This is a genomic window from Planococcus halocryophilus (assembly GCF_001687585.2).
Taxonomy (GTDB): domain Bacteria; phylum Bacillota; class Bacilli; order Bacillales_A; family Planococcaceae; genus Planococcus; species Planococcus halocryophilus.
Genome location: NZ_CP016537.2, coordinates 606,738 through 620,632, shown reverse-complemented (window position 1 = coordinate 620,632; position 13,895 = coordinate 606,738). Strand labels below are relative to the sequence as shown.

The window sequence follows — 13,895 nt, the reverse complement described above, 5'->3', positions numbered from 1 at the left end:
AGGTCCACCGCAGTGGACCTTTTTTCGTTTTAAACAGCCAATTTCGCTGTAAACTGACTTTGATACAAATCGGCGTAAAAGCCGTCTTTATCGAGCAATTGTTGATGCGTACCTTGTTCGATAACTTTCCCTTGATCCATGACGAGAATCAAATCAGCGTCTTTAATGGTCGACAAGCGGTGGGCAATGACAAAGCTTGTGCGGCCATCCATCAATTCACTCATCGCTTTTTGGATAAAGATTTCCGTCCGCGTATCTACGCTCGATGTTGCTTCATCCAAAATCATAATTGGTGGATCGGCGAGAATCGCACGGGCAATGGTCAATAATTGCTTTTGCCCTTGTGAAATATTTGATACTTCTTGATTTAAAATTGTATCGTAACCGTCCGGCAAAGTGCGGATAAAGTGATCGGCATGTGCTGCTTTCGCAGCAGCCTGAACTTCTTCTTCCGTAGAGCCCGTCTTACCGTACGCAATATTGTCGCGAATCGTGCCGTTAAAGAGCCATGTGTCTTGCAATACCATTCCAAAGTTTTGACGTAATTCATGTCTCGACATGTCACGCGAATCAAGGCCATCGATCAAAATGCGTCCAGCATTTAATTCGTAAAAACGCATGAGCAAATTGATCAAAGTTGTTTTACCAGCACCGGTTGGTCCGACAATCGCGACTGTTTGTCCTGGTAAAACATCGATATTCATGTTGTCGATCAATAACTCATTGCCATATCCAAAATCAACATCTCTAAATGCAACAGCGCCTTTCGCGCGTTCGAGAACAGAAGTGGTCACTTTTTTTACTTCTTCTTCCTCATCCAACAATTCAAACACGCGCTCCGCAGCGGCAATCGTCGATTGAACGATATTGGCGATGTTCGCTGTTTGCGTAATCGGCTGCGTAAACTGTTTGGAATACGTGATAAACGCTTGAATATCCCCGATAGAAATGGCACGTTGCGTGACTAAAATACCCCCAACGATACTAATCAAGACATAACTCAAGTTCCCAATCAATGTCATCATCGGCATGATAATCCCAGAGATAAACTGCGCTTTACGCCCAGCATTGTATAGTTCTTCATTGACCGCATCAAATTGTTCGTTGGATTTTGCTTCATGTCCAAACGCTTTAACTACTTGATGGCCAGTATACATTTCTTCCACGTGACCATTTAAATGGCCAAGGTTTTTTTGTTGGCTCGCAAAATATTTTTGAGATTTTTTCAAAATCGGTCCGATCACGAATAACGACAACGGCAATGTAACAACGGCAATTAACGTTAACAATGGACTGATTGTTAACATCATGACGAAAATCCCAATAATGGTGACAATCGACGTAATAAATTGCGTCAAACTTTGTTGCAAAGTGCTGCCAATTGTGTCGATGTCGTTGGTCATACGGCTTAAGGTTTCGCCGTTTGCTCGCCCGTCAAAATACTTGAGGGGTAATTTTTCTAGTTTTTTATTGACGTCTTGGCGCAAATCATAGACCGTATCTTGCGCCACTGTCGACATCATGTATTGCTGGATATAGCTGAACAAACTACTAAATACATACAAACCGGCAAGAAGTGCTAGCAACTGACCAATAACACCAAAATCAATGCCCGCTCCCGGCGCGCCTTGCAATTGACCGTAAGCCCCTTCGAACAATTCAGTGATGGCCATACCCATAATTTTCGGTCCAATAATCGTGAAGACGGTACTCAAAATGGCGACTAAAAAGACGGCTGCCAGTTTTTTACGACGTGGTTTTAAATAAGAAACAAGGCGTCGGAACGTGCCTTTAAAATCTTTTGCTTTTTGCGGCGGCATGCTTGCCCCGCCATGTGGAGGTCCCATTTGGCTCATGCGATTTCCTCCTCTGACAGCTGAGATAAGGCAATTTCACGATAAACTTCGTTGGATTCCAACAATTCTTTATGCGTGCCCATGCCGACCATTTTGCCTTTTTCTAATACAATGATGCGATCTGCATCAACTACCGTACTGACGCGTTGCGCGACAAGAAGCACCGTAGCGTTTTTCGTTTCATCTTTTAACGCTCTCCGCAGTTTGGCATCTGTTTTAAAATCCAATGCCGAGAAACTATCATCAAAAATATACAGATCTGGTTTGCGAATCAAGGCGCGGGCAATTGATAAACGTTGTTTTTGACCGCCCGATAAATTAGAACCGCCTTGTTCGATTGGCGCTGTGTAACCACCTTTGATTTGATCGATAAACTCCGTCGCTTGCGCGGTGCTTGCGGCTCTTTTCATTTCTTGATCACTAGCATCTTGTTTACCAAAGCGAATGTTTTCCGCGATGGTTCCAGTAAACAGCACAGATTTTTGTGGCACGAAGCCAATTTTCGAACGAATTTCTTGTTGCGAAGCTTCGCGAATATCTACTCCGTTAACGCGGATGGTCCCACTATTTGCTTCGTAAAAACGCGGCACGAGATTGACGAGCGTCGTCTTACCAGAACCCGTCCCACCGATCAACGCCGTGATTTCACCCGGTTTTGCGGTAAAGCTAATATTCGACAATGCCGGTTCTTCCGCTCCCGGATAATGGAACGTCACGTTTTCAAATTCCAACGTGCCGCGACTGCGGTCTGCTTTAACCGTGCCATCATCTTTAAAAGCCGGTTGCATTTCCAATACTTCGTTAATGCGTTTAGCCGATACCGCGGCACGTGGCACCATGACGAACATAAAGGAAGCCATCAGTAAGGCAAACATGATCATCATGACGTATTGGATAAACGCCATCAAGTCACCAATTTGCATAGCTCCGTTACTAATACGAATGCCACCAAACCAAATAACGGCAACAACCGTCATATTCATCACCAACATCATCGTCGGCATCATAAACGCCATGACTTTATTGACGCGAATCGACACATCTGCCAATTCACGATTGGCTTTTTGCAGACGCGCTTTTTCTTCGGTTTCGCGGTTAAACGCGCGAATAACGCGAATGCCTGTTAAGTTTTCCCGCACGACCAAGTTCAATCCATCTAGACGTTTTTGAACTTGTTGGAACAACGGAATCCCGTATTTCAAAATCAGCATGACAGCAATGACCAAAACCGGCATCGCGCCAATAATGACGAGCGACAATTTCGCATCTTTTGAAACAGCCATAATAATCCCGCCGACTAACATAATGGGTGCACTAATAACCATCCGCAACATCATAATGGTGACTTGCTGAATTTGATTGATGTCGTTCGTCGTACGGGTAATTAACGAGGCAGTTCCGACTTCATCAAATTCTTGAAGTGAAAATTGCCCAACGTGTTTAAAGACTTTTTGTCGCAAATCCCGACCTAGCCCCATCGCCGCTTTCGATGAATAAAAACTAGCAAAAACAGCTGCCACAGCACCGATTGCGGAAACGAGTAGCATCCAGCCACCGATTTCCCAAATGTACGGAATATTGCCTTTTACTACACCGTTGTCAATAATGTCCGCCATCAAGGTCGGCAAAAACAGCTCTGCCATCGATTGAGCAAACACTAAGGCCACAACGCCCCAGACAATCCATTTATACGGACTCAAGTTTTTTAGCACTTTAATCATTTGTTCGCCACCTCTAATTCTACTTCTGTTAAGTAGGTTGAAATTTTCTGGTGAGCATCTAAAAGTTCTTTAATTTGTTCAGTGGTAAATTGTTCACTCGCCGCCTTAAACACTTGGTACAATCCATCTTCTTGTAAATAGAAGTCATCTACTAATTGTTGTCCTTTTTCGCTCAATGACAGCATCATTTCCCGACGATTGCACACCACTTGTTGGCGGTTAAGATAGCCTTCTTTCACAAGACCATCTACCGCTTGGCTCAACGTACTTTTCGGTAAAAAGGTTTTTTCTGCTACTGTCTTTTGTGTCATTTCGCTGCAATTAAAAATGGTCATCAAAATCGAATATTGCGGAATCGACAAGCCTTTTTCAGCAGCCGACTTTTGAACAAAACGCACCATATTTTTTTGCACATTGGCAAATGACATCATCAATTGCATATACGATTCTTGTTCTTTCATGTACTTCACCATCCTTCATTTCTGAACTGTTCCAAATAGAACTATTTTCTATAAGCTACTCTTTTTCTGCTGAGTGGTCAACTTGGAAGTATTGATTCATAAAAAAAAAACAACTCCTGATCAACAAGAATCGTTTTAGTGTTTATATTTTATTGTTTGAAACCATATTTTGCGACCGACAACAGTCAATCAACATCGCTAGCAGTTTACGGTTTTGCATAAAGTCTTGCGGTTTTGTCCAAACCGTTCGAAACACATGAGTGACGAGTTGCTCACAGACAGATTGATCTGGATGGTTTTGACGTGCAATATTCCATATTATTCGGTGGTAACGGTCGTACAATTCCGATAAGGCTTGTTCGTCTCGGTTACGAATTCCAGTCATCAATTTTTCGTCTATGGTCAATTCGGCACCCCCTTACTGTGCCATTTCCGCTAGGCGATTATCTTAAACATAATTATCTTGAAATAAAGGCATTTATTCCAAAATAAATAAATAACACTAGAAAAATTCTCCTTTTGAAGAACTTTCTAGTGCTATTGGTCTGTATAAGTTATTGATGAAGAATATTTTCAAGCGCCTTGTCGAGTGTTGGATAAGTAAAATGAAAACCGAATTGCTCTAAGCGTTCGGGTAAAATCCAGCGACTTTTTAAAATCAATTCTGGTTCTGTTCCAATCATTACCGCTCCGATATTTAACATCCATTCGGTGGCGGGCAATCCCACTTTTCGATCCATTGCTACTCGTAATTGCTTCATTAACTCGTGATTGGTAACGGGTTCAGGTGAAGTCGTATTGAGCACACCGCTAATTTGGTCATGGTCACGCACGAATAAGATGATTCTGTAGACATCTTCTAAGTGAATCCAACTAAACATTTGCTTACCGTTTCCTTGTTTGCCACCCAGTCCGAAGCGCACCATGTTTTCATAAGGCGTCATGACGCCGCCATCTTTGCCAAGTACGATGGATAACCGCAACGCTACTTGTCGTGTAGTCGGCAATTTAAACGAAAACAATGCCTGCTCCCACGCTTTGCCGACTTCTACCGAAAATCCACTGCCAAATTCCCCGCTTGCCTCAGTCATCGGACGATCTTCCGCATGACGATAAATCGTCGCGGTGCTGGAATTGATCCATAGCGGCGGCGGGTTGTCGCAATTTAAAATTGCTGTGCCAAGCGCTTCTGTCGTTTCCATTCTCGAATCAAAGATTTCGCGCTTATTGGCTTCAGTGTAACGGCAATTTACCGATTTACCAGCTAAATTGACGACCATTTCCGCACCTTCTAATGCGTGGACAATGCCAGTATGATTCGACCAATTCAAATGTCCTGACTGTCGAGATATAATAATCACTTTGTAACCTTGTTCTGTGAATTTCTGTTCTAAGTATTGTCCAACAAAACCTGTGCCTCCAGCTAATACGATCTTTTTCATCTAGCCACCTATTTTCTGTAAGTTGTTATAATAGTTGACGCTTGGCTTGAACAAAAGATGCACCTCAGCCGAATTCTTTCTGGTGTTTCTTTTTGCGTTTCAAATAATCTTCGTCTTCTCGAATTTCATCCCACCGTTTTTTAAAGATGGACGCCGATTCCGCTTTGACCGGATCGATGTCTCTCTCTTTAATGCTGCCATCTTCGTTGTATTTGCGACCGCCTTTGTAATTGGTATAGCGCCGCGCACGCGTATAGCCCATTTGTATAAACTTTCGTGCCATGTCCATGCCAACAAAATCGTCGTGTTTGCGATACTCCTCGAACATCTCCGAAATCTTATCGCACGACTCTTGTGCAATCTCCGGCGTCTTGAACCGCCAATGTGGCAAAATTTCACCTTTATACGGCTGCACCAAAAGTACGCCTTGCTCACCTTTCCCCACACGGTACAGTTCCGGATTTTTACGCAAATCGAGATTTTCATAATGAAGGTCATAATCAAACGCCATCGTGATCGACTCCTTTATGCTGTGCTTTGATAGGAATATACCCTTGATGTAGAGGTGTAAATCTTTTTTATGTGGTTTGTGGGAGATTGGTGGGAATACGGGTAAAGAGCTTTGATTCGTGTAAAGAGCTGGAAAGTTCGTGTAAGAGTTCCAAAAGTTCATGTAACAGCTCGAAATATGCGGGTAACAGCGGACAAACTTCCGGTAAGAGGCTTTGATTCGCATAAAGACTTGAAAAGTTCATGTAAGTGCGCTCAAAGTTCATGTAAAGATGCGTTTTGTTCGGGTATAAGGTGATTTTATTCATGTAAAGATTCTGCACCGCAAAAGATTCTTCTATATATAAAGAAGCAAAAACACCGCCGAGAAGTCTCGGCGGTGTTTTTAAGCTTCTGTGGTTACGTATAGATCAGAGATGACAATGTCGTCTTCTGCCAATATATATGGATGCCTTTCAAGTAACATGTTTCTGATGTCGTCTTGTAACAAGGTATTGTCATAAGCGCAAATCAATGGGAATTGGTAGTTCTTTACCGAAACATTTATATTTTTTTCGAAGTCTTCTATTAAGTGTATAGGTACTTCTCCCGATGCCCATTCTACGTGTGCCCAAGCTCTGAAAGTGGCTTTTTCTTCCAAAAGCGGTTCGAGCATTTTTTCGAAATAGGCTTGAATCGCAGGCGGATGGTAACTGCCGCTCGAGAAATAAAAATCAAAGCTTTTTACAAAATGAACGAATTCCATCTGTTCTTTTGTTAGCTGGCTCTTCAATTCAGCATGGATTGCTGGTGATAAGCGAGGATTCTCAATCAAGATGATATGGTCCCCTGCTTCTATGCCATGCTTGGCATACGCAATGACGTGTTCGATGTATTTCCGAATCTCATCATACGCATATAGCACGTGGACATCGCGCCGAGCGTCAAATAATTGCAGCATGTTTTTGTTCATTCTGTCACCCCTTGGGAATTCAATATGGCTATTTACTAGACTAAGTATACACAATAAAAGAACACCTGTCCCCCAATTTGATTGAGAACTAGTAGATGCAATCGATTTTAAGCTTCATGTATAAGCCTCAAAACTTCATGTAAAAACTCAAAAAGTAAGGGTAAAAGTACGAAAACTTCTGGTAAAAAGCTTTGATTCATGTAAAGATTTCAAAAGTTCATGTAAGAGCTCTAAAAGTTCATGTAAAGACGCGATTCACTCTGGTAAAGAATGGTTTTAGCTCAGATTCATACATCCACCCCACTCACGAATAAAAGCCAAAGAAAGTTAACCTCTCTTCGGCTTCTACTCACCCTACAAAGGCGTCTTTTGGAATTTTGTAAACACGTGCTTCATATGGAAGCAATTGTTCAGAATCGATGTTTTTGTAATTGGCTAATAGCAATGTAGAATCTTCTGGGTGAACGGCGCATAAGTAGGCGTGCTGACCGAGGTTGGTGACGATAAGCACTTTGTCGTCGGCGGACTCGCGTGTATAGGCAAATACGGAGTCATGCCCCAGTTCGATTAGCTTGTATTCGCCGTAGACGAAGACGTCCATATTTTTGCGTAGCCAAATCATTTGTTTATAGAAGGCTAGTACCGAATGTGGATCATTTTCTTGTGCTTCGACGTTTAACCACTCGTAATTTGGATTGACGTTAATCCACGGCATTTCTTCAGAAAATCCTGCATGCAATGTGTTGTCCCATTGCATTGGCGTACGTGAATGGTCGCGACTTGTTGCGCGTAAGAGCGTCATAATGGTTTCATGATCCATGCCGGTTTCTTTTTTATGGAAATACAAGTTATGCGTGTGAACGTCATCAAAATGATCGAGTTCTTCAAATGGTGCGTTCGACATGCCGATTTCTTGTCCTTGGTAAATGAACGGCGTGCCTTGCATGAAGAAATACATACACGCTAAAGCGGTCGCACTTTCACGCCAGTAGGATTGATCGTCGCCCCATGTGGAGACAACGCGCGGCTTGTCGTGGTTTTCGATGAATAATGCATTCCAGCCGACACCGTTTACTTTATCTTGCCATTTGCTTAGTACTTGTTTTAGTTCCGGCACATTTACGCCGTTACTCACTTCCGTGTTCCACAAATCGATGTCTTCAAATTGGAAGATCATATTAAATTTGCCACTTTCTTCGCTAACCCATTCATGGATTTCATCTGCTGAAACGCCGTTCGCTTCGCCGACTGTCATGATGTCGTACTTGCTGAACGTTTCTTCGTGCAATTCTTTTAATAAGGGTTGGATGCCTTCGACGTTCATGAATTTATCCCACGAAGGAACGAATAAATGATCGCCTGCACCTTCTGTGTTTGCGTACTCTTTTTTGATATGGCTAATGGCATCTACACGGAAACCATCGATTCCTTTATCGATCCACCAATTAATCATTTTATAAAGTTCGTTGCGCACTTCTGGGTTCTCCCAATTTAAATCGGGCTGCTTTTTCGAGAAGATGTGAAGATAATATTGCTTCGTCTTTTCATCGTATTCCCAAGCAGGTCCTCCGAATATACTTTCCCAGTTTAACGGTTCGTCGCGCCACACATACCAGTCGCGTTTTGGATTGTCGCGTGATGAACTTGATTCCAAAAACCACGGATGTTCATCACTTGTGTGGTTGATCACTAAATCGATAATCAATTTCATGCCTCGTGCGTGTACTTCTTCCATCAATCGTTCGAAATCAGTCATCGTGCCAAATTCTTCTAAAATGGCTTGATAATCACTAATGTCATAGCCATTGTCGTCATTTGGCGACTTGTACATTGGGCAAATCCAAATAACGTCGATGCCCATGTCTTTTAAGTAATCCAATTTACTAGTGACACCGTTAATATCGCCTAAGCCATCCCCGTTCGAGTCCATAAAACTACGCGGGTAGACTTGATAAACGATTGCTTCTTTCCACCATTTTTTAGTCATATTCGATCCCTCTCAAAGACGCCGACACGAACCTCTTTCAATCAGCCGGGAAGGAACCACGACTTGTTTTGGAGGTGTCGATTCGTCTGTTATTTTCTCTAATACCAACTCTGCAGCACGCAGTCCAAGCTCATAAATGGAGATGTCTACTGTGCTCAGCGGCGGTTTTAAATATCTTGAAATGGTGTGGTTGTTAAATCCAATGATGGAAACGTCGTCCGGCACTCCAATTTCCAAATCTTCAAGATAACCAATTACTTCGTACGCTACCATGTCATCATGCGTAACGATTGCCGTCGGTGGAACAGGAAGTGCCATGAGCCGACGAATCGATTCGCGTTCTTTGCCTTGGATAAAATCTTGGTTAACCGTATAGTCCACATCAAATGAGATATTGTGTTTAGCAAGCGCCTGCTTATACCCTTGCATTCGGTCAATGGACACGACAAAATCCGTCGCTCCTCCAACAAATGCAATATGGCGGTGACCCAAACCAATCAAGTATTCAACGGTGTCTTTCGCGGTATTGATATTATCGTTATTGACATGCGTTACCGAAAACGGATCTTGATGGGGACGTCCGACAACTGCGAATGGCAACTCGCTTTGTCTTAAAAATTCCAGTACCGGATCGCCAATTTTTGAGTACAGCAAAATAATGCCGTCGACTCGCCGACCTTGTACCATTTCCACAACTTCTTGGTAAATTTCTTCTAGTGTGGCTCCTGTTGATAAATACAAGCCATACTTACTGTCATGGGCTTGCGTTGAAATGCCGCGCAATACTTCAGGAAAGAAGGGATTTTGAAAAGCCAATGCTGCTGAGTTTTCCATAATGATACCAAGTGTTCGGCTTTTATTTGCCACCAAATTGCGGGCTTGGAAGTTTGGGTAATAGCCCATGTCCTTCATAACTTCCCGCACTTTTGCTTTCGTTTTCACACTGATTCTCGGATTATCTGCGATTACGCGGGAAACGGTGGCTGGTGAGACGCCCGCTTTTTTCGCAACATCTTTAATCGTGATTGCCATTTAACCGTCTCCCTTATTTTACTGCTCCATCTGATACGCCTTTGATGATTTCGCGCTGTGCAAAGAAGTAGAAAACGATAACTGGGACGATAGCCAGTGTCAATCCAGCAAGCGCTAGATGCCATTGCTTCGTGTATTCGCCGAAGAAGAAGAACATCTTCAATGGAATGGTCTCACTTCCTGGTGTATTAATAACAAGTGATGGCAATAAATAATCGTTCCAAATCCAAATGATGTTTAGGATTGCGACTGTCACCGTAATCGGTTTCAGGATTGGGAAAATAATATGCCAGAACACTTGCCAACGATTGGCACCATCAATTGTCGCCGCTTCATCAAGTGAGCGCGGGATATTGTTTAATGCACCGTGATACAAGAAAATCGAAAGACTTGCGCCAAATCCGATATACATAAATATCAACCCGCCGCGGTTTAACATGTCAAACTTACCGAATACGGTAACAAGCGGAATCATTACAGATTGAAACGGAATTAACATCGCTGCAACGAATGTGAAAAACAGCACTGTACTAAGCTTACTTTTAGCACGCGACAATGCGTATGCCGCCATTGCTGAGAAGATAATAATTAACACAACACTAATCACAGTAATTAACAGTGAATTAAATAAGGTTTGCATAAAATCAAGTTCTTCGAATGCTTTAATGTAGTTATCAAAACTCCAGTTTTCTGGAGGACTAATCGTATCCATAAAGATTTCTTTTTTTGATTTAAACGAGTTGACGAACATCAAGTAAAACGGTGCTAACCATAAAATCGCTAACAATAAGCCGAGAACTTCTAGTTTAATATTCCACTTTTTCTTCATTACATTTCGACCTCCTTGCGTTTGTTCAGATACACCTGGACAAGAGCGATGATCGCCACGATGATGAAGAAAATAACGGCTTTCGCTTGTGCATAAGCAAAGGCATTTTGCATAAACGCCGTCTTAAAGATTTCCATCGCGACCATTTCCGTAGAGTTGTAAGGTCCACCGCCTGTTAGCGACAAGTTTTGGTCGTACAATTTAAACGTATTCGACAGCGTCAAGAACATGCTGACGGTAAACGCAGGTGCTACAAGTGGGAAGATGACAAAACGGAAACGTTGGTACGAAGAAGCTCCGTCGATTTCAGACGCCTCAAGCAATTCTTTCGGCATCCCTTCCAAATAAGCGATATAGATAACCATAATATAACCAGCCATTTGCCAGCTCATCAAAATAACTAAGCCCCAGAATCCAGTGTCTGTTGTAGACAACCAGCCTTGCAAACTTTCCATACCGATAATTTCACCAACACTTGCAAATACTTTTATGAAGATAAACTGCCAAATAAATCCTAAGATTAATCCGCCGATTAAGTTTGGCATAAAGAATGTTGTCCGTAATAATTTACTTGAGCGAACGCGACCCGTAACAAGAAGTGCCAGCGACAAGCCAATTACGTTAATTAAAATAACGGATACTACTGAGAATTTTGTAGTGAACCATAGCGAATCCAAGAAACGCTGATCGTGGAATAAGTCGATGTAGTTTTGGAATCCAACAAACTCACCTGTGTTTATGCCGTTCCAAGTGGTGAAGGAGTAATAGACGCCTAGTAGCATCGGAACGATGACGACTAGCGTAAGTGCCAATAAGACAGGGGCAAGAAACAACCAATAAGATAAATCTTTTGTACGCATACAGGCATCATTCCTTTCTTGAGTTGTTCGTTTTTTGAAGTTGGCGAAGAAATCGCTACAGGCGGACGCTTTCCGCGGGCACAGCCTCTGCCGCTTCCCTCGCTCTGCTCAGTCCAGTGGCTCCGGCTCGTGCTTTTCCCGCAGGAAAGACATTGGCCGAAGCCTGCGAGGGCAAGTCTTTGCGACGAAGCTAGCGGAGCGATGCAGGAGCACATCTTTGCCCTTCGCCGCCTTTCGCTCTTTCTTCTAGTAATTTGGATTAGTTAGTAATAGTTCGCAAAACAGCTGCGCTTGCCGCGGGCGAGCGCCAAGCCGCTTCGTCGCTTCGCTCCTGCAGGGTCTCGGCTGTCTCGCTTTCCCGCAGGCGTCTCCGCTGTTTTGCTACCTATCTTTTATTTTTCGAGTAGCAATACTAGCTGCTCTCATTTTCTATCTAGCAAGTTCTTAGCACCGGCGCGTCCACGGGCTAGGTGGAGCGATAAGACGAGTGCTTTTCTCGGCTTATTGTGGGAGCCATGCCCAAAGCGTCCGGTGCGATTTAAACTTCTCAATTTACCCTAATAACAAAACAGCTGCTCTCATTTTGTATCTAGCAAGTTCTTAGCACCGGCGCGTCCACGGGTTAGGCGGAACAATAAGACGAGTGCTTTTCTCGGCTTATTGTGGGAGCCATGCCCAAAGCGTCCGGTGCGGTTTAAACTTCTCAATTCACCCTAGTAACAAAACAAAGTAGCACAGAGGCTACTTTGTTTGAAACGCTCATAATGATCATTAGCTTGCGAGTTGCTTATTTAGCTCTGTCTGTTTTCCAAGCTTCTTTCGCTGAGTCGATTACTTCGTCCCAGCTCGCTTCGTCGCTTAGGTATTTTTGGATGTTCGCGCCAAGTTCGTCTTGACCCCATCCAGTTGGATAGCCCATGAATACCCATCCGATTGTGTTACCTGACTCTGAAGCGTCATAAATAGCTTTCGACATTGGATCAGAGATTTTTGATGTGTCGTAACCTTCGTAAGCTGGGATAAATTTGAAGTCTTCCAATACAGCTGTTTTACCTGCATCAGATGTGTATAACCAGTCTAAAAATGCTTTTGATTCTTCTACAACTGCTTCGTCAGCTTTTTTGTTTACGCCCCAATACATTGGTACGCCAACTGGTAGTCCAGCATTATCTATGCCTTCTACAGGGATCGGCATAAGGCCAACACCGTTGTCAGCAAGTTCTTGGTCGATGCCAGCGATTGAGCCGTAAGCCCAGTTTCCTTGTTGGATAATCGCTACACGCTCAAGTGAGAACAATTCTTCTACTTGTTGAGAGTAATCAAGGCTAACTGTTGGTTGTTTAGAGTATTCGTTTTGCAAATCAACGATTTTCTTAAAGCCTTCTCCATATTTGAAGTCAACTGTTTCTGCGTCAAATGCTGTTAATACGTTGTTGTCGAATTCAGGTGCTAAGAATGTGTTTGACAAGTGAAGTCCTGTTACCCACGTTTCTTTACCTGGGAAAGCAAATACTGATTCAAGACCAAGCTCGTCTTTTTTCGAATCCAATGTTTTCACAGCTTCTTCAAGTGATGCGTAATCTGTGATTGATGCAGGATCAATTCCTGCTTCTTCGAATAGACGTGTGTTGTAGATAAAGCCGTAACCTTCTTGGTTATAAGGAAGTCCAAGTACTTCAGACTCAACTGTTACGCCGTCAAGTGTGCCTTCAAGAGCTGCGCCTGATGCTGCTGTGTCCGTTAAATCCGCTAAGCTGTCTTTCCAGTCCGCTACATCTTGAGGTCCACCGATGTTAAAGATTGCGGGTTCGTTGCCAGATGCAAAGCGTGAACGAAGTGCTGCGCCGTAATCTTCTCCGCCACCAACTGTTGTGATTTCAATATTAACGTTCGGGTTTTCTTCTTCGTAAAGTGCAACAACATCTTCGAATTGTTCTTTGAATTCCACTTTAAATTGGAAAATGTCAACGGTTACTTGCTCTTCTCCTTCAGATCCTGAACCTGTTTCTTCTCCATCACTACTACATCCTGCTAACACTGCTGCCGATAACATTAATGATGCGACTAGCCCCTTGCTAAACTTTAATTCTTTCATCAGTAAATCCCCCTTTAGAATGTTTGTGAAATCGTTTGCACAAAGCTTCAAATAAAAAATGGAAACGGACTGGAGCTTGTTCCCACAAATTAATTATCTGTATCATATCATTATGAAAACGTTTGCACAAGAACTCTTTTTAAAATAATT

12 protein-coding genes are annotated in these 13,895 nt (G+C 42.9%); all 12 read right to left on the bottom strand.

From position 1 onward, the window contains the following. Positions 1-29: 29 nt before the first annotated feature. Entirely contained in the window at positions 30-1,856 is a 1,827-nt protein-coding gene (locus tag BBI08_RS03205) for an ABC transporter ATP-binding protein (protein ID WP_040850733.1), read from the bottom strand. Further along, entirely contained in the window at positions 1,853-3,577 is a 1,725-nt protein-coding gene (locus BBI08_RS03200) for an ABC transporter ATP-binding protein (RefSeq protein ID WP_040850734.1), read from the bottom strand. The genes BBI08_RS03205 and BBI08_RS03200 overlap by 4 nt, the downstream gene beginning before the upstream one ends. Continuing rightward, positions 3,574-4,050, bottom strand: coding sequence for a MarR family winged helix-turn-helix transcriptional regulator (locus BBI08_RS03195; protein ID WP_237146569.1), 477 nt, complete (start codon positions 4,048-4,050; stop codon positions 3,574-3,576). Before BBI08_RS03195 ends, BBI08_RS03200 begins: the two co-directional genes overlap by 4 nt. 130 nt (positions 4,051-4,180) lie before the next feature. Next, positions 4,181-4,444: an RNA polymerase sigma factor gene (locus tag BBI08_RS03190; RefSeq protein WP_008497319.1), complete on the bottom strand. Its 264-nt coding sequence runs from the start codon at positions 4,442-4,444 to the stop codon at positions 4,181-4,183. Positions 4,445-4,592: 148 nt separating this feature from the next. Next, positions 4,593-5,480, bottom strand: coding sequence for a TIGR01777 family oxidoreductase (locus tag BBI08_RS03185; RefSeq protein WP_008497320.1), 888 nt, complete (start codon positions 5,478-5,480; stop codon positions 4,593-4,595). A 64-nt stretch (positions 5,481-5,544) separates the two neighbouring features. After that, positions 5,545-5,991, bottom strand: a complete 447-nt coding sequence (locus tag BBI08_RS03180) for a DUF4385 domain-containing protein (RefSeq protein WP_008497321.1) — start codon at positions 5,989-5,991, stop codon at positions 5,545-5,547. 384 nt (positions 5,992-6,375) lie between these two features. Next, on the bottom strand, positions 6,376-6,942 hold the full coding sequence (locus BBI08_RS03175; protein ID WP_065528482.1) for an MEDS domain-containing protein: 567 nt from the start codon (positions 6,940-6,942) through the stop codon (positions 6,376-6,378). 349 nt (positions 6,943-7,291) lie between these two features. Then, positions 7,292-8,929, bottom strand: coding sequence for a glycoside hydrolase family 13 protein (locus tag BBI08_RS03170; RefSeq protein WP_065528481.1), 1,638 nt, complete (start codon positions 8,927-8,929; stop codon positions 7,292-7,294). A gap of 12 nt (positions 8,930-8,941) precedes the next feature. Continuing rightward, the gene (locus BBI08_RS03165) at positions 8,942-9,961 is read right to left on the bottom strand and encodes a LacI family DNA-binding transcriptional regulator (RefSeq protein WP_008497323.1); all 1,020 of its coding nucleotides are present in this window, start codon (positions 9,959-9,961) and stop codon (positions 8,942-8,944) included. A 13-nt stretch (positions 9,962-9,974) separates the two neighbouring features. Then, positions 9,975-10,790: a carbohydrate ABC transporter permease gene (locus BBI08_RS03160; RefSeq protein ID WP_065528480.1), complete on the bottom strand. Its 816-nt coding sequence runs from the start codon at positions 10,788-10,790 to the stop codon at positions 9,975-9,977. Further along, on the bottom strand, positions 10,790-11,650 hold the full coding sequence (locus BBI08_RS03155; protein WP_008497325.1) for a carbohydrate ABC transporter permease: 861 nt from the start codon (positions 11,648-11,650) through the stop codon (positions 10,790-10,792). Before BBI08_RS03155 ends, BBI08_RS03160 begins: the two co-directional genes overlap by 1 nt. Positions 11,651-12,437: 787 nt before the next feature. Beyond that, positions 12,438-13,745, bottom strand: a complete 1,308-nt coding sequence (locus BBI08_RS03150) for an ABC transporter substrate-binding protein (RefSeq protein WP_008497326.1) — start codon at positions 13,743-13,745, stop codon at positions 12,438-12,440. Positions 13,746-13,895 lie beyond the last annotated feature (150 nt).